At 50.3% G+C, this 18050-nt stretch carries 14 protein-coding genes; 9 read left to right on the forward strand and 5 right to left on the reverse strand.

Annotated elements, in window-relative coordinates:
- Positions 1–6: 6 nt before the first annotated feature.
- Complete coding sequence (gene rsxA / locus Kalk_RS19650; RefSeq protein ID WP_101895873.1) at positions 7–591, reverse strand: electron transport complex subunit RsxA; 585 nt, start codon at positions 589–591, stop codon at positions 7–9.
- A 50-nt stretch (positions 592–641) separates the two neighbouring features.
- Positions 642–2687, reverse strand: coding sequence for a methionine--tRNA ligase (metG, locus tag Kalk_RS19655; protein WP_101895874.1), 2046 nt, complete (start codon positions 2685–2687; stop codon positions 642–644).
- A 218-nt stretch (positions 2688–2905) separates the two neighbouring features.
- On the opposite strand from metG, the gene apbC reads away from it, so the two are divergent.
- The 9 genes from apbC (at position 2906) to Kalk_RS19700 (ending at position 15525) form a co-directional block, all read left to right on the forward strand.
- Complete coding sequence (gene apbC, locus Kalk_RS19660) at positions 2906–3994, forward strand: iron-sulfur cluster carrier protein ApbC (protein WP_101895875.1); 1089 nt, start codon at positions 2906–2908, stop codon at positions 3992–3994.
- 106 nt (positions 3995–4100) lie between these two features.
- Entirely contained in the window at positions 4101–4670 is a 570-nt protein-coding gene (gene dcd, locus Kalk_RS19665; RefSeq protein WP_101895876.1) for a dCTP deaminase, read from the forward strand.
- A 117-nt stretch (positions 4671–4787) separates the two neighbouring features.
- Positions 4788–5240, forward strand: a complete 453-nt coding sequence (locus tag Kalk_RS19670; RefSeq protein WP_101895877.1) for an NfeD family protein — start codon at positions 4788–4790, stop codon at positions 5238–5240.
- A gap of 42 nt (positions 5241–5282) precedes the next feature.
- Positions 5283–6131, forward strand: a complete 849-nt coding sequence (locus tag Kalk_RS19675) for an SPFH domain-containing protein (RefSeq protein ID WP_407656837.1) — start codon at positions 5283–5285, stop codon at positions 6129–6131.
- 175 nt (positions 6132–6306) lie between these two features.
- Positions 6307–8163: a sensor domain-containing diguanylate cyclase gene (locus tag Kalk_RS19680; protein ID WP_101895879.1), complete on the forward strand. Its 1857-nt coding sequence runs from the start codon at positions 6307–6309 to the stop codon at positions 8161–8163.
- 244 nt (positions 8164–8407) lie between these two features.
- Positions 8408–11956 carry a hybrid sensor histidine kinase/response regulator gene (locus Kalk_RS19685; protein ID WP_158643604.1) on the forward strand — a complete coding sequence of 1183 codons (3549 nt, stop codon included), beginning with the start codon at positions 8408–8410 and terminating at the stop codon, positions 11954–11956.
- Positions 11956–12798 carry a CheR family methyltransferase gene (locus tag Kalk_RS19690; protein WP_101895881.1) on the forward strand — a complete coding sequence of 281 codons (843 nt, stop codon included), beginning with the start codon at positions 11956–11958 and terminating at the stop codon, positions 12796–12798. Before Kalk_RS19685 ends, Kalk_RS19690 begins: the two co-directional genes overlap by 1 nt.
- A complete protein-coding gene (locus Kalk_RS19695) occupies positions 12764–13381 on the forward strand; it encodes a chemotaxis protein CheB (RefSeq protein WP_101895882.1) in 618 nt (205 codons plus the stop codon). The genes Kalk_RS19690 and Kalk_RS19695 overlap by 35 nt, the downstream gene beginning before the upstream one ends.
- Positions 13378–15525 (forward strand): EAL domain-containing protein, encoded by a 2148-nt coding sequence (locus Kalk_RS19700; protein ID WP_101895883.1) that lies wholly within the window; start codon positions 13378–13380, stop codon positions 15523–15525. Before Kalk_RS19695 ends, Kalk_RS19700 begins: the two co-directional genes overlap by 4 nt.
- Positions 15526–15544: 19 nt before the next feature.
- Here the strand turns inward: Kalk_RS19700 and Kalk_RS19705 are convergent, their stop codons facing one another.
- Genes Kalk_RS19705 through purM form a run of 3 tightly spaced genes read right to left on the reverse strand, consistent with a single transcriptional unit; the run spans position 15545 to position 17939 of the window.
- Positions 15545–16300 carry a DUF3108 domain-containing protein gene (locus Kalk_RS19705; RefSeq protein WP_101895884.1) on the reverse strand — a complete coding sequence of 252 codons (756 nt, stop codon included), beginning with the start codon at positions 16298–16300 and terminating at the stop codon, positions 15545–15547.
- A complete protein-coding gene (gene purN / locus Kalk_RS19710) occupies positions 16251–16892 on the reverse strand; it encodes a phosphoribosylglycinamide formyltransferase (RefSeq protein ID WP_101895885.1) in 642 nt (213 codons plus the stop codon). The genes Kalk_RS19705 and purN overlap by 50 nt, the downstream gene beginning before the upstream one ends.
- Positions 16893–17939 (reverse strand): phosphoribosylformylglycinamidine cyclo-ligase, encoded by a 1047-nt coding sequence (gene purM, locus Kalk_RS19715; RefSeq protein WP_101895886.1) that lies wholly within the window; start codon positions 17937–17939, stop codon positions 16893–16895. It lies immediately after the preceding gene.
- Positions 17940–18050 lie beyond the last annotated feature (111 nt).

The following is an 18050-nucleotide window of genomic DNA, read 5'->3' on the forward strand; positions in this document are numbered from 1 at the left end:
TGCCCCCTAGATTTTGATCAGGCCGGAAAAGCCCATAAAGGCCAGGGACATGAGACCGGCGGTGATCAGGCCGATGGATGCGCCTTTGAATGGCGTTGGCACATCTGCAACCGCGATTCGCTCACGCATGGCAGCAAATAGCACCAATACCAGAGAGAAACCCAATGCGGCGCCGAAGCCGTAAAGAAAAGCATCCATAAAGCTGTCGATGCCTTTTTTCACGGTAAGCAGGGCTACACCCAACACGGCGCAGTTGCTGGTAATCAGGGGCAGGAATATCCCCAGCACCCGATACAGCAGCGGGCTGGTTTTGCGCACGACCATTTCGGTGAACTGCACGGTAACTGCAATTACCAAAATAAAGGAAATGGTTTTCAGATAGGCCACGTCCAGCGGCACCAACACATAGGCGTAGGTGAGGTAGCTCAGCACTGAAGACAAGGTGAGCACAAAGGTTGTGGCCAGGGACATGCCCATGGCGGCTTCCAGTTTGTTGGAAACGCCCATAAAAGGGCACAGGCCCAGAAACTGAACCAGTACAAAGTTGTTGACCAAAATGGTACTGACAAGAACCAGTAAAAATTCCGGCATGATTCTCTCTGTGTTCGGTTGTTAATACGTTATTCAGTTCTCAGTCTGAATTACTTGACTCGCATTCCGGGTACTGCACCGCTGTCTGGCGATAGCAGGAATATTTCTTTGCCGCCTGGGCCTGCCGCCATCACCATGCCTTCGGATAGGCCGAATTTCATCTTGCGGGGTGCCAGGTTGGCCACCATCACCGTCAGCCGACCTTCCAGATCTTCGGGCTTGTAGGCGGATTTGATGCCTGCAAACACGTTGCGGGTCTCGCCACCCAGATCAAGCGTTAACTGTATCAGCTTGTCCGCGCCTTCCACATGACTTGCGGTGACAATCTTGGCGATACGCATGTCAATTTTGGCAAAGTCATCGAAGTTGATTTCCGCCGCAATGGGGTCGTCATCCAGAATTGACTTGGGCTTGCCCGCAGCGGCTTCTGCCTCCGCTTCGGCCTTGGCCTCCTCGGTCATGGTGGTAATCTGTTTCATGTCGATACGCTGCATCATGGCTTTGAATTTGTTGATCTCATGATTCAGCAACAGCGTTTTGTGATCCTGCCAGCTCATTGGCGCGATGTTGAGGAATGCTTCAGCCTGTTGCGCTAAGGTGGGCAAAACCGGTTTCAGGTACAGGGCCAGCAGGCGGAACAGGTTTACGCCAACGCTGCAGCAATCCAGTACCTCTTGCGCTTTGCCTTCCTGTTTCATCAGGGCCCAAGGCGCTTTCTCATCAATATACTGATTGGCCTTGTCCGCCAGAGCCATGATGTCGCGCATGGCACGGCCATATTCACGCTGTTCATAATGCGAAGCAATTTCGCTGGCGGCGGCCTGGAATTCTGCAGTCAGTTCCGGGTTGGTGTCGCTGGCGGACAGTTTGCCACCCAGCTTGAATACGAAGTTGGCTGTGCGGCTGGCGATGTTGACCACCTTGTTTACCAGATCCGCGTTTACGCGCTGCGCGAAATCCTCCAGATTGAGGTCGATATCGTCGATGCGGCCGCTGAGCTTGGCGGCGAAGTAATAACGCAGGTATTCCGGGTTCAGGTGCCGCAGGTAGGTTTCTGCTTTTATGAAGGTGCCTCTGGATTTGGACATCTTGGCACCGTTTACGGTCACAAATCCGTGGGAGTAGATCGCAGTGGGTGTACGGAAATCCGCACCGGACAACATTGCAGGCCAGAACAGACCGTGGAAGTTGATGATGTCCTTACCAATAAAATGATACAGCTCAGCGTCGGAATCCTTGCCCCAGTATTCGTCAAAATCCAGATCTTCACGGCGATCACACAGATTCTGGAAACTGGCCATGTAGCCGATGGGGGCATCCAGCCACACGTAGAAGTATTTGCCGGTTTCACCGGGGATTTCGAAGCCGAAGTAGGGGGCCTCGCGGGATATATCCCACTGTTGCAGACCTGCCTCAAGCCATTCCTTCAATTTGTTGGCGATGCCTTCCTGCAGGCTGCCGGACTGGGTCCACTGAGTCAGGAATGCCTGATACTTGGGCAAGTCAAAAAACAGCTGCGTGTTAGCTTTCATTACCGGCGCCGCACCGGATATGGTGGAGCGTGGGTTCTTCAGCTCTTCTGCAGGGTAAGTGGCCCCGCACTTTTCGCAGTTATCGCCGTACTGATCATCGGCTCCACACTTGGGGCAGGTGCCTTTCACAAATCGATCCGCCAGAAACAATTGTTTCTCGGGATCAAATAACTGAGTGATTTCACGGGCGACGATATTGCCCTGGGCCTTGTTGCGCTCATAAATCAGACTGGACAGTACCCGATTCTCTTCCGAGTGGGTGGAGTAGTAATTGTCGAAGGACACCTCAAACGCTGCGAAGTCCCGCTCATGCTCTTGTTGCACCTGGGCAATTTGCTCTTCTGGAGTTCGCCCAAGTTGCTCGGCTTTGAGCATGATGGCGGTGCCGTGGGCATCGTCCGCGCAGACATAGGTGCAGTTCTCGCCACGCAACTTTTGGAAGCGCACCCAGATGTCGGTCTGGATGTACTCCAGCATATGGCCCAGGTGGATCGGCCCGTTGGCATAGGGCAGGGCGCTGGTGACAAGGATTTTCCGTGGTTTGGTCTGCTCGGTTTGATTCATTGTGTTTGCTAAGCGTGGTTACTTGAGTAATTGTTGGCGATATTACAGCGGGTTAGCTGCGAAAAATAAGGCGGCTAATATAGCCTTTATAGGGTCTGGATACCAGTTGGCGACGCCTGGAATCGTAATAACCTACTATATCAGTTGGTTAAATTCCGTTAGCATAGCCACCGTTTCAATCTTACCGAGTTTCGCGCCACAGATCAGGAGTAGATATCATGAGTCAATCTCTGCATGACCAGGTTCACCGCATATTGGCGGAAAACGCCGATCCCGTATCCCTGCAGAATCTATGTGATGTGGTTGAAGTTAAGGAGCTTTCCGTATCGGGTGATCGGATCAGGCTTGCTTTGTGCTTTGGCTACGCCATTGATTTGGTCAAAGATGTGCTTATGTCTCGCTTAGGCGAGCTGTTCGCGCCGCTGGGTTCGAAGCTGGAGCTTGCGTTAAGCTGGCAGGTAAAAACGGCCCAGAACACGCCTCTGGACGGCGCAGGTAAAGTGAAGAACATCTTGGCGGTGGCATCCGGTAAGGGTGGTGTTGGTAAATCCACCACCGCTGTGAATCTGGCCTTGGCCCTGGCGGCAGACGGCGCCCGAGTGGGCATTCTGGATGCGGATATCTATGGCCCCAGCCAGTCATTGATGTTGGGTGTGCCCAAGGGCACTCGTCCGGAAATACACCAGCAGAACTTCTTTGTGCCCATCGAAGCGCTGGGTTTGCAGTCTATGTCCATGGGTTATCTGGCCACCGAAGAAACACCGATGGTATGGCGTGGCCCTATGGCCAGTGGCGCTTTGCAGCAGTTATTGAAACAAACACTGTGGAATGACTTGGATTATCTGGTGGTGGATATGCCTCCTGGTACTGGGGATATTCAGCTAACGTTGTCGCAGCAGGTGCCGGTGGCGGGTGCTGTGGTGGTGACCACTCCTCAGGATATCGCCTTATTGGATGCAAAAAAAGGCGTTGAGATGTTCCGCAAGGTGCATGTGCCGGTGCTGGGCGTGGTGGAGAACATGGCGACTCACATCTGCTCCAGCTGCGGCCACGAAGAGCACATCTTCGGTCAGGGCGGTGGTGACCGGATCGCCAAAGAATATGGCGTATCAGTGCTGGGAAGCCTGCCGTTAAGCATGTCCATACGGGAGCAAGTCGATAGCGGTAAACCAACCGTGGCGGCAGATCCAGCTGGGGAAATTGCTGATATTTATCGTAAAATTGCCCGTCTGGCTGCGGGGCAGCTGGCGAAAATGGCCAGCTCCAACAGTGGTGCATTCCCTAAAATCAACATTGTGAATGACTGATCATCCTGTAGATGGTTTTTAGATGGCTTCACCTTGGGGGTGAAAAACGGGTATCATGCGGCCTCCATTTTCAGGGCCTTCATTATTAGGGGAGTGCGACTAGGCAATGTCCATTAAATCAGACCGCTGGATACGCCGTATGGCGGAAGAACATGGCATGATCGAACCATTTGAGCCGGGCCAGATACGTCACGGAGCCGATGGCAACCGCATTATCTCCTATGGCACTTCCAGCTACGGCTACGATGTACGCTGTTCCACCGAGTTCAAGGTGTTCACTAACATCCATTCTGCTACGGTGGACCCAAAGGAATTCTCCGATCAGAGCTTTGTTGATATCGATAGCGATGTCTGCATTATTCCACCGAACTCCTTTGCCCTGGCTCGAACCGTTGAGTATTTCCGTATTCCTCGGTCTGTTCTCACCATTTGTTTGGGGAAATCCACTTACGCCCGCTGTGGGATCATTGTGAATGTGACGCCCCTGGAGCCAGAGTGGGAAGGTCATGTGACCCTTGAATTCTCCAACACCACGACATTGCCGGCCAAAATATACGCCAATGAAGGTGTGGCGCAGATGCTGTTCCTCGAGTCTGATGAAGAATGTGAAGTGTCCTACAAAGATCGGGGTGGCAAGTATCAAGGCCAGACCGGAGTAACCCTGCCCAAAACCTGATATCAGTATTTTGATTGCTGCCGGACCCTGGTTCGGCAGCTTCGCCTGTGCTTGTCTTTATCGCTGCTCTCTGTGCTATTCTCTAGCTTAACTTGTTAATTTCTCAGTGGAATCCTTATGGAAATTGAAATTCTTTATTGGTATTGGGTCGTATTAGGCGTAATGCTGATGCTGAGTGAAATTGTGCTGACGACCTTTTTTATTCTCTGGTTTGGTTTGGCGGCGGTGATCATGGGGGCGCTGACCTACCTCTTTCCTGACATTGAGGTAAGTTGGCAGATTTTGATCTGGACTGTGCTCTCCAGCGCATTAGCGCTGTTTTGGTTCAAATTCCTCAAGCCACTTTCCATTGATAAAACCAAAGCAGGGCTGTCCCGAGAGGCCATTGTGGGCGAAGTTGGGCAGGTGATCAGCGTGCCCAGGGAAGGCATGCGGGGCAAGTTGCGTTTCCCTGCGCCCATTCTTGGTGCTGATGAGTGGATGATCATGTCACAGGATTCGCTGGCTGAAGGGGATCGTGTACGAGTAAAAGACGTTTCCGGCAACTCGCTGATCGTGGAAAAAGCGTAACTTATACAGATCTTAACCCAGGAAGGAATAGCACAAATGAATATCGGATTTTTGGTTGTTACTGTTGCCGTCATGCTGTTGGTGTTGTTTACCTTTTACAGCGGCGTGCGTTTGGTGCCGCAGGGATATAAATGGGTGGTGCAGCGACTCGGCAAGTACCACCGCACTTTGCCGCCGGGTTTGAATTTTATTATCCCGTTTGTGGACACGGTAGCCTACAAGGTCACTACCAAGGATATCGTGCTGGATATCCCATCGCAGGAAGTCATTACGCGTGATAACGCGGTCATCATTGCCAATGCCGTTGCATATATCAATATCCTCTCACCCGAGAAAGCGGTCTATGGGGTTGAGGACTATCGCATTGCCATTCAGACACTGGTGCAAACCACGTTGCGCTCCATTGTGGGTGAGATGGATTTGGATGATGCACTGTCCTCCCGGGACAAGATCAAAGCCCACCTGAAAAATTCCATATCGGATGATATTTCGGATTGGGGTATCACCCTGAAAACCGTTGAAATTCAGGATATTAACCCATCAGGCACAATGCAGTCTGCGATGGAGGAACAGGCCGCAGCGGAGCGTGCCCGCCGTGCTACGGTGACGCGGGCAGATGGTGACAAGCAGGCTGCCATTTTGGAAGCAGAAGGCCGTTTGGAGGCCTCTCGGCGGGATGCCGAAGCCCAGGTTGTTTTGGCCAAGGCCAGTCAGCGCTCCATCGAAATGGTTACCGCCGCCATTGGTGAGAAGGAAATGCCAGTGGTGTATCTGCTGGGTGAGAAATACATCAAATCGCTGGAACAGATATCCAAATCCCAGAATGGCAAAACCATTGTTCTGCCGGCTGACTTACCCGCCGCAGTCAAAGGGATGATGGGTAAGCTCTAGTTTCCTGTTACACCAAGCTCCGCTCTTGGCTGCGGCGTCAGGGGCGGGGTTGCCTTCCTAACGCTCCCTCGTATAACGCCCCCTCGTATCAGTAATCCGTCATATTGACGGAAGTTGCTCATCAACTAACCTTAATAACAACGTCTTTCCAACCCATAGCGACATTGCCCTGATTGTGAGCAAGCTGCATTTTGAATCAGTATTTTTGCGGGTAACCTGTTGGTTTCCCTGTATTTCGGTGCTGTTCTTTATTCTGCTAAGCCAGGGCGTAAATGCCTCTCAATCTATCCATACCGTTGATTTAAGTAACCTGAAAGCCCAGCAGCGCATTGTATTGAACGGACAGGTTCAGTATCTGGTGGATGAGCAAGGGTTGAATCTGGAATCGGTTATGCAAGCCAACGACGATCAATGGCAGGCCAACACCGAGCGTAGAAGTAATTTCGGCATATCTGCCAACCCGTACTGGTTTCGGCTCGCCCTCGGTAATGTGGATCAGGCGGGATCGCCGTTCTTTCTGCGCGTGGACTACCCCCACACAGATAAACTGGATGTGTATATAGTGAATGATGGAGTACTGATCCACTCCTATCAGCTCGGCGATACAGTGCCCTACGCTTATCGCCCGGTGGACAACCGTATATATCTGCTGCCGTTGGACGAATTGGCGTTGGCTAATATTGAGCTGTACATTCGTGCAGAATCCCAAGGGCCAATGGAATTACCCATCGACGTGCTCACCCACGCCGAGTTTTACCATCAGGATAAGTTGGAGCTGATTTGGTACGGTGCATATTTTGGCACCATGCTAGTGATGTTTTTTTATAATCTCTTTATTTACATCCTGGTGCGTGATGTAACCTATTTCTATTACCTGTTTTATGTGGCCAGCACTATGGCATTGCAGTTCACGCTAACAGGCGCCAGTTTCCAGTATGTTTACCCTGAATCCACCAACTTGAATAACACGCTGGTTTTGATGTTGACCGCATTGATGCCTTTTTCTGCGGTGTCGTTTGTGCGCAGTTTTTTGAAATTGGAAAGCACTGGCATGCGTCGGGATCGAATTATTACGCGCAGTTTTCTGGGTGCTTTTGCCATTTTGTTTGTAAGCTCATTGTTTGCCCCCTATATGATTGTTCTCAAGGCCACCCATGCCCTGTCTTTTTTAGCGGTTAGCGCTGGTTTCTATTTGGGGCTATCCGGTTGGCGCAGGGGGGTAAAGGCCGCCCGCACCTTCGCTATGGCGTGGCTTGTCTATCTCGTTTTTGTAGTTGTTTTTCTACTTAACACCAAAGGAATCGTGCAACCGAGCGTGATTTCAGAGCATGCTCTTGAAATAGGCTCGGCATTAGAGCTGATTTTGCTCTCGCTGTCGTTCGGGCATCGTATTAATGAAGAAAAAGAAATGCGAATCCAAGCGCAGGAGCAAGCGTTGCATGCCCAAAGCTCTCTGAATAAAAACCTGGATCTTCTGGTGCAGCAACGAACCGAAGAGTTAGAGGAGGCTAATCGACAGCTTAAAGATTTGAGTATTCGCGATGGGCTAACCGGCGTGTTCAATCGCCGACACTTTGATGAACTATTTCAGATTGAGTACCAGCGTAGCTTTCGCGAGAAGAACTGGTTGTGCGTTGTGATGCTGGATATCGACCATTTTAAAGGGCTAAATGATACATATGGCCACCAGTTTGGTGATGTCTGCCTGAAAACCATTGCGGATGTCGCTCTTAACAAGTTGCGGCGGCCGCCTGACCTTTTGGCACGATATGGCGGTGAAGAGTTTGTGGTGTTGCTGCCAAACACTGATCTGGAGGGGGGGCGAACAGTGGCTGAAAAGATAAGGCATGCGATCGAGTCAATCACGCTGGACAATGATGGGCAAGCGGTTACGTTGACCGCGAGTATGGGGGTGGCTTGTGTAATCCCCAACGATCGTGATGGATTTGCGGGCTTGCTGAAGCTGGCGGATCAGAGCCTCTATCAGGCCAAAGAGTCCGGTCGTAACTGCGTGGTTTGCTCTGTCAGTTAGGGAGCCAGGAGCATAAATTGGCTGTGGATTTTTTGACCGACTCCTCAGGTTCATCTATAACTTAAAGTAATTTATTGAAATTCATGTAAAAAAGTAGATATTGACGGTGCCTTAGCTTAGTGTCGCTATAAGGTGGAAGGGTAGCTGTGAGCTTACCTCAGTGATAGAAGTACAGGGTACATCAACACATTATTTTTGGGCGTTCATGCTTAATAACTTTAATTTAACATCCATCAAATTGAAAATGACCGTCATTGCCGTCGTGGCGTTGCTGGGCTTTTCAACCATCGTATTCAGTAATTTCAGCTTCTTTCAAGATACCAATCGATCCCTGAAGGAAATTCAGGAGGTTGACCTTATGCTGGTGCAGATCGCAAGTGATCTGCAGGTTGGGTTGGTTGATGTGAATCGCCTGTTTGAGGCAGCGATGGCTGAAAATGATATCGACACACTTGCTGAGGCGCTGCGTCTGGCCAAACGCCAGCGAGAGATGATTGATAAAATCGGCGATTTGAAGTCAGCGTTGCGCGATCAAGAACGCACGTTGACCGATGTGTTTGATGAATTTGTTGATGAGACTGAGCGCTACACCAAGGATGTTATTGATGGTGTGTATCGTAAAGATCAAATGTATGACGCGTTTGCAACTTCGTTAGCTAAACGCCAGCAATATGAGTCAGTGCTGAGAAGTTTCAACTCGATAATCAATACCAATTTTGAAACCACGATGAATACCATTCGAGCGGATGCAGAAGTGGTAACCACTGAGCAGTTTATCTTTGGTACGATGCTCGTGATACTGGTATTAGGCGCCTACATCTGGCTGTTTGTAGTTGTAAATAAAGCGATGTCGGATGTAATTGAGGTTTCCAGCGAAATTTCAGATGGCAATCTGGATGTTGAAATCGGTGAAGCCGGTAGTTTTGAAGTTAAACAGTTGTTTGCAGCGCTTAACGTTATGCGTGACAGGCTCAAGCAGCAGAGCCTTGAAGCGGCGTTGCGTACTCGGCGTCAGGAACAGATTACGCTGTTAAATGAAGCGCTGCGTGGCGATCTGACAGTTCAGCAAGTCACCGATGCCATGCTACAGAGTTTGGCCGGTATGTTGAACTCACTGGTGGGCGCCGTTTATCTGTGCGAAGGCGATGAACTGGTGATGCGTGCAAGCTATGCGTATTCTCATCGCAAAGGGGATCGTAACCGCCTGCAAATGGGCGAGTCTTTGGTGGGCCAGGCAGCATTGGAGCAGAACGTGTTCGTTGTGCGCGATCTGCCGGATGACTATGCCTCCATTTCGTCCGGTTTGGGTGCTGCTATTCCGAAAGAAGTATTGTTAGTGCCACTGGTGTTTAATGGTCACTTGATGGCGGTTGTTGAGCTGATGAGCTTTCAATGCTTTTCTGATGATGACATAGATTTTATTACCCGAGCTGCTGAAGGTATGGCTATTGCGCTCAGCTCAGCGATTTCCAGAGTGCAATTGGCGGATGCGTTGGAACGCTCTAAGTTGCAAGCCGAGGCGTTGGAACAGCAACAAGAAGAGTTGCGTGCGACTAACGAGGAACTGGAGGAGCAAGCAGCGATTTTACGCTCCTCTGAAGAAAGCCTGCAGCAGCAGCAGGAAGAGCTGCGTGTTATGAACGAGGAGCTGGAAGAGCGCAATCGTTTACTTGATCGTCAGAAAGATGAGATAGAAAAAAGCAATCATGATTTAGAGATTTCTCGACAGGAATTGCAGGATAAGGCGCAGCAACTGGAAATGAGCGGGCGCTATAAGACTGAGTTTCTGTCCACTATGTCTCACGAGTTACGCACACCTCTGAACAGTATCCTGATTCTGTCACAAGGTTTGATGGAAAATAAGAAAACCAATCTTGATGAGAAGCAGGTTGAGCATGCGCGGGTAATCAACTCATCCGGTCGTGACTTGTTGATGCTTATAAATGATATTCTTGATCTTTCCAAAGTTGAGGAAGGCAAGCTTGAGATAGTCTCTGAACCATTGCCCCTTGAAGATCTTGCGTCGAAACTGCATGGCCAGTTCGATGCTCAAGCAGAAAACAAGCAGATTGGGTTTGTTGTCGACATTGATCCGCAGCTGCCGGAATCCATTCTGGTTGATGAGCATCGTTTGAGTCAGATCCTGCGTAACTTCATCTCCAATGCCCTGAAATTTACACAAAAAGGCCAGGTACAGGTTAAGTTCTGTGTGCCACCAGGCCAGGTGACGACACAGTTTGGTGTGTTAAAACCTGAAAACGCGATTGAAATTCGCGTGGTGGATACCGGTATTGGGATTCCTGCGGATAAGTTGGATCTGATATTCGAAGCGTTCCAACAGGTTGATGGAACCATAAGCCGAAAGTACGGTGGCACCGGTCTGGGTTTGACCATTTCTCGCAAGTTGGCAGAGATTATGATGGGGGCAGTGGAGGTGCGCAGCGCAGGGAAGGATGCCGGCTCCGAATTCAGTCTGTACCTGCCAAGGGCTTATAGTGGTGAGTCGCAACCGGCCAGTTTGGCACCTCGACCTGTTGTGATTCCGAAAGCTGCAGTTAAAACACAGGCTCCCGCCGTAGTGCCAGCAGCGCAAAACCCCACGCTTCCTGCACCGACCAATACGATACTGATTGTTGAAGATGATGCTGGTTTCAGCGGTGTACTTAAAAGCCTGGCAGAAGAATTCGGTTTTAATGCTTTTTGCGCGCATTCTGTGCTTGAGGCACAGCAGTATCTTGAACAAACTAGGCCGGGATCGATTATCCTGGATCTGGGGTTGCCAGATGCGCCGGGAGAGGATTTGCTGAGCCAGTTGAAAGGCAACGAGCAGACCAAAGATATCCCGGTGCATGTGATCTCCGGCAAGCTGGATGTTAAACCGTCCAGTATCGAGGGGGCTGAAGAGTTTATTGCCAAGCCGTTTGGGCGTGATCGTCTCGACCAGTTATTTAGCGACATCAGTTCGGAGTTGATATCGCTTTCCAGTAATCGTGTTCTGGTGATCGAAGATGACTCGGTGCAGCGTGAACAGTTGAATGCGAGCTTTACAGAGCAGGGTGTGGCGTGCGATATGGCCGAAACCGGGCAGGAGGCCATCGCCATGCTCAAGCGGGAGCATTACGGTGCCATTATTCTTGATTTGGAACTGCCCGATTCTGATGGGTTCCAGCTGGCGGAAACCCTGAGCAATTGCACTAACGGCAATACTCCAATCATTATCTACACAGCTCGGGATCTTGATAAGCGTCAAGATACGCTGCTACGCAAATATGCCAAACGTATTGTGTTAAAAACGGATAAATCCATTGCACGCTTGTTGAATGAAACAACGTTGTTTCTGCATTGGCTGCAAGGGGTAGATCAGACACGTAAAACGACTGGGTCGACGGATACCGAGTCGGTTCAACTGGGCGGGGTAGAAGGTAAGCGATTATTGTTGGTGGATGATGATATTCGCAACCTGTATTCGTTGTCAGCGATTCTGGAGGAAAGCGGGTTCGACATTGCCACTGCCGGGACAGGCCTGGAGGCGATAGAAATGTTGGATAGCGAAGGTGACTTCGATCTGATTCTAATGGATGTGATGATGCCGGAAATGGATGGCCTTGAGGCTATGCAACGTATACGGTCTAATCCCAAATATAAGAACCTGCCAATTATTGCGCTTACTGCCAAAGCTATGAAGGATGATCGGGCTCGCTGCATAGAGGCGGGTGCGAATGACTATTTATCCAAACCTGTCGATACCAACAAGTTGAAAGCCATCGTGAAAATGTGGTTAGGACAAGCCTGATGAGCCAAGATAGCTACGCAGAACAACTTAATGAATTTGAGGTTGAAGTAGAATGCCTGATGGAGGCGCTCTATTTGCGTTGGGGTTATGATTTTCGCGAATATTCCCGTGCGTCCCTGCGTCGCCGTGTAGCCCGTTACATGTCTGATAATCATTATCAGCGGGTTGCCGATCTTCAGCATGAATTAATTCGGGATAAAAAGCGTTGTGTTCACTTCGTGCGTGGTTTAACGGTCAATGTAACGGACATGTTTCGAGATCCCGAATTTTATAAGGTTATTCGGGAGCAGGTGGTGCCCGAGCTGAGAAGTCATCCGTTTTTGAAAATTTGGCATGCTGGCTGCTCCACCGGAGAGGAAGCCTATTCCATGGCCATATTGCTGCATGAGGAAGGCTTAGGGGAGCGAGCTGTGATCTACGCCACCGACATCAATTCTCAGGTGCTGGAGCAGGCGAGCAAGGGCGTTTATCATGAAAAGATGCTATCCGCCGCTAGGGAGAACTACGCTGGAACGGGTGGTCCAGGTCGGCTGGATGACTTCATTTCAGTGGGCTACGAGCGCTTTTTGGTCGATCCAAAACTTAAAAAAAATATCGTTTTCACCCAGCATGATCTTGTTACGGATCAAGTGTTTGGTGAGATGCAAATGGTCATCTGTCGCAATGTCCTGATCTACTTTAGGCGCGAACTTCAGACTAAAGTGCTAACCTTATTCCATGACAGTCTGGATATGGGTGGCTTTTTGGGGTTGGGAATGAAAGAGTCCCTGCGCAGCCTGCCTAACCATATTAGATTTAAACCCATTGATGAATCAGCAAGAGTGTTCCAGCGGATTGATTAAACAGGTTGAGTGTGTAGTTATAGGTGCGTCCAGCGGTGGGTTGGATGTGTTGATCAAGCTGTTACAGGCATTACCAGTGCATTATCAGATTCCAACGGTAGCGATTCTTCATCAGCGACCCAACAGATCCAGCGGCGTACCCGATATGCTTTCAAAGTACACCCATATGACAGTGCAGGAGCCAGAAGATAAACAAGGAATTGAACCGGGTCACTTCTATGTGGCACCGCCCAATTATCATTTGCTGATTGATCCCGATAAAGTGTTTTCACTCAGCATTGATGCGCCGTTGAATTTTTGTCGACCGTCTATCGATATGGCGTTTCAGTCAGCTGCTGAGGTGTATCGGGAGGCACTGGTCGGATGTGTTCTGACCGGGGCTAATTCGGATGGTGGTCAGGGGGCTCGTTATATCAAGGATTACAACGGTCGTGTTTTGGTGCAGAACCCAAAGCAGGCTACAGTGGATTCCATGCCGTTGGCGGCCATTGCTGCTGCTGATGTGGATGACATACTGGATATAGAAGATATCGCCAAACGCCTGGCCTCTTTTGGTGACCCTGCGGAACGCATACCATCATGAAGCAGAGCATCCTGATAGTCGATGATCAGAAGGCCAACCTGGTTGCTTTAGAAGCGACACTCAGTGAGCTGGAGGATGTTGAGATCATCGCGGCCACTTCCGGGCCAGAGGCGTTGTCCATTTTGCTCAAACAGTCCGTGGCAATGGTGTTACTTGATGTACAGATGCCTGGGATGGATGGTTTTGAGGTGGCGAGCTACATGCGGCAGCGCAGTAAGTCGCGTCACATTCCGATTATTTTTCTAACCGCCATCAATAAGGAAGAGGGATACTTATTCAAAGGCTATGAGAATGGTGGGGTGGATTTTCTGTTTAAGCCATTCGATCCCTTTGTGCTATTGAGTAAAGTACGAATCTTTCTGGAACTTGATGGGCGCCAGCGTCAATTGGAAGAAGCCCTGAGTAAGCTGAAGCAGGTTAGAACCAGTAACGAAGTTCTGTTGCGTTCAGTGGGCGAGGGAATTATCGGGGTTTGCCTCAAGGGAACCATCACGTTTGTGAACCCTGCTGCAGAGATGATTCTAGGGGTGCATAGCTCCGCCTTAATTGGCGAGCCCCTTTATCAGGCCGTTATCGTCTCCACTCATAATGCTGGCCGTGCGGGGTGGCAGGATACCAAATTGTATAAAGCCTGCTCTGAAGGCAAGGCCTATCACTCCGATGTTGGGGTATTCCGCTCTTACCATAATAAAATGTTGCCCGTTGAATACACAGCTAGCCCCACACATTCACCTTCAGGCCAATTCGATGGTGCTGTGATTGTGTTCAAGGACATTACAGAGCGTAAAAAGATCGAAGAAAAGCTGCACTATATGGCGCAGTATGATGCGCTGACGGAACTTGGCAATCGAAACTTGTTTAATTCGGCCTTGAATAACTCCATCACGTACAGCGATCACAGTGGCCAGGCGTTTGCACTTTTATTCATGGATCTGGATCGCTTCAAGCAAGTGAATGACAGCATGGGGCATGACGCGGGCGATGAACTATTAAAAGAGGTTGCCTTAAGAGTTAACCGGTGCATCCGCGATTCTGACATTCTGTGTCGCCTGGGAGGCGACGAGTTTACTGTTATCATCAATGGTGAATTCGCGGAGAAAGCCTCAGTGAGAGTGTCGGAAAAGTTGATACATTCGTTGTCGCAGCCATTTGAAATATTTGGGCAAGAGCTATATGTGGGTGCCAGCATAGGGATCGTGTATTACCCTGAGCTTGGTAAGGACTCCAGTGAGTTGATCCGTAATGCGGATATGGCCATGTATCAGGCCAAGCATGAAGGTAGAAATCGGTACCGGGTGTTCGAACCGAACATGAAGACCCAGGTGGAAGAGTCGATGGCGCTTGAGGTTGAATTGCGTCGTGCTGTCGAAAACATGGACTTTAAACTGCATTATCAGCCCAAGTTTGATATGACCACAGGTGAAATCGTGGGTGCTGAAGCATTGCTGCGTTGGTGGGTTGGTGGCAAGCCGGTTTCTCCGGTTACCTTCATTCCCATTGCAGAAGAAACCGGGCTGATCAACGGCATAGGTCGGTGGGTGTTTGAAACGGCTGCAAAGCAGGTGCAGGTATGGAGCACGATGTTCGATTTGCCTGATGGCTTCAGAATTTCGGTGAATATGTCTGTGCAACAGTTGCAGGATCCTGATCTGTTAGACACGCTGAGCGATTTCATTTCTAAGTGTAATATTCAATCTGAGTTACTGGAAATTGAAATTACCGAAAGCCTGTTCTTAGAGCGGACAGAAATTAATTTGCGGAATTTGGCAGGCATCCGTGAGCTTGGCCCTGGTATAGCACTGGATGATTTTGGCACCGGATATTCATCCATGGGTTACTTGGCCCAGCTGCCGTTGACAGTGTTAAAAATTGATAAGACCTTTGTGGATAATGTGCATCAACCTCAAGGTAGTGCCATCATCTCTGCGGTGGTGGCGTTGGCAAAAGGGCTGGGGGTTGAGGTTATTGCCGAGGGCGTTGAGCAAGAAGATCAAGCTAAAAAACTGATTGAATTGGGTTGTGTGACCGCGCAAGGGTTCTATTACAGCCAACCTATACCTGCAGAAGATTTGGAAGTGTTGCTTGAGCAATCGCTGCTGAGATTGGCGGCTCCGTTAGAGGGCACCACTGGGTCAAGCTCTTAGTTTCTATTTTTACACTACTTTAGTCGATCGAGAACTGGGTCAGCTCTAACAGAAAACGGTCACCATCGTCATCCTGTTTCACCTTGACCGGTATGAAGGGGTAATCGTGGTGTAGCCACAGTTCGGTATGGCGTTTTTTGTCATCATGCAGTCGTTGCAAGTGATAGGTTTTTACGTCGCCCAGCGCTGTTTGGATCGTCGGTGTATCCAGCAGCGTGAATGTCCGTATTTCCTGATCGTTACCCTTGGCTTCCGTGAACTCAATACTACGGTTACCGTCTTGTAGCCTGAGGGCCAGCAATAAGGTGCTGGTGAGAGGGTCCTGCATACCTTCTATCAGTTTAAAGGAGCCCTTTTTCTTTTTATGCGTGAAGCTGCCATTGCCAGATGGCCAGTTGAATTGGATATGGTTCTCGCGTTTTTTCAGGAAGGTTCCGCGGGTTGAATCGTAACTGAGCGGCTTAGGTATGCCGTTTTCCCACAAGAAGGTGGAGCGCTCTTTGAGGCTATAGATCATGGCCTCGGCATTGTATTCCAGTTGATATTTATCCTGGCCCAGGCTTATGAGGGTTCGGGTGCCGAGGTTTTTGACCGACATACCATTGGCCTCGCCACGATAATGGGCGGTGAAAGAACTGAATGGCATGGTCTCTGCGTCTGCTCTGGAAATGCCTGCGCTAAGCAGTAGCAGGATGCAGAGCGGCAATACGCGAATAACGTCCATATCAATCCCCGGTAAGATCCAACCCTGAGTCAGGTAGTAGTGTTCCCGCATACAACACACCTTCGGGTGTCAGTTGTATCTGTTTGCTACAGAAGAGTTTGACACAGGCTGGGTAAAGGCTGTGTTCCTGTTTCTGAACTTTTTGAGACAGGCTCTGGGCGGTATCGTTCCGCTCAATATCAACTTTGGCGTGCCCAATGACGGCACCGCTATCGAGCTCTGTACTGACAAAGTGCACACTGCATCCATGCTGTGCTTCATGGGCATCCAATGCACGCTGATGAGTGTTGAGCCCTTTGTATTTTGGCAGCAGCGATGGGTGAATGTTCAGCATACGGCCTTTGAAATGATCTACAAATGCATCGGTGAGGATGCGCATGAAACCCGCCAGGACAACTAGGTCTGGCTGGTACTGCTCGATTTGTTGCTGAAGCACAGAATCGAATGCCTCGCGGCTTTCAAACTGCGTGTGATCCAGAACTAGGGTTTCGATGCCGTGCTGCTGTGCCCGCTCCAGACCCTTAACGTTAGGCCGATTGCTGATGACGGCTACAATCCGCCCGTCGATCTCGCCAGCCTCAATACCCTCTATGATCGCCTGCAGGTTGGTACCACTGCCGGAGATCAAAACAACAATATTCATTTAAATGCCTTGCAATACAACTTCGGGAGACTGCTCGTTTCCGCTTTCTATGCTGCCAATCACCCAGGCCTGTTCGCCCAGCGCAGTTAATTCAGATATTGCAGTGGAGGCCTTGTCAGCGGGGACACATAGAATCATACCAACGCCACAATTGAAGGTGCGGTACATTTCCCGGGTGTCCACGTTGCCGTTATCCTGCAGCCAGTTGAATATTTTTGGCCATTGCCAGGAGTTGGTATCGATGACGGCATTGGCGTTGTCTGGCAGCACGCGGGGAACGTTCTCGGTTATACCGCCACCGGTGATGTGTGCCATGGCTTTCACTTCACATTTTTCGATCAGCGCCAGTAAGGATTTCACGTAGATCCGGGTGGGTGCCATCAGGTGATCTGCCAGCGGTTTGCCGTCCAGATCCTGCTGTACGTCAGCACCTGACACAGCAATGATTTTGCGGATCAATGAGTAGCCATTGGAGTGGGGGCCAGAAGACGCCAGGCCGATCAATGCATCACCTGGCGCGACAGTGGTGCCGCTGATGATGCTGTCTTTTTCTACTACACCTACGCAGAACCCCGCCAGATCGTAGTCATCTCCTTCGTACATGCCGGGCATTTCAGCCGTCTCACCGCCTACCAGCGCACAGCCTGCCTGCTCGCAGCCGGTGCCGATACCGGTAACAACATCGGCGGCTACGTCTACGTCCAAGTGTCCGGTGGCATAGTAATCAAGGAAGAACAACGGTTCTGCGCCGGTAACGACCAAGTCATTGACGCACATGGCCACTAGGTCGATGCCCACGGTATCGTGCTTTTTCAGGTCGATGGCAAGGCGCAGTTTGGTGCCCACACCGTCTGTACCGGATACCAAAACCGGTTTTTTGTATTTTTCAGGAATTTCGCACAGTGCGCCAAACCCGCCCAGGCCACCCAGTACTTCAGGACGGCTGGTGCGTTTGGCTACCCCTTTGATGCGCTGAACCAGTTCATCCCCGGCGTTGATGTCCACACCGGCGTCTTTATAGCTTAGGGAAGGGGTTTTCTCTGACATGGCTGTTCTGCGCTCTTGCTGAAAGTGGGTAGCTGGCGGCTGACAACGGGTGTGCAGCCTGTGCCTGATAGGGCGGCTATTCTATCAGGAGTTGCACTGAAGCCCAATGTT

Origin of the sequence: Ketobacter alkanivorans (genome assembly GCF_002863865.1) — a bacterium.
GTDB classification, from domain to species: Bacteria; Pseudomonadota; Gammaproteobacteria; order Pseudomonadales; family Ketobacteraceae; genus Ketobacter; species Ketobacter alkanivorans.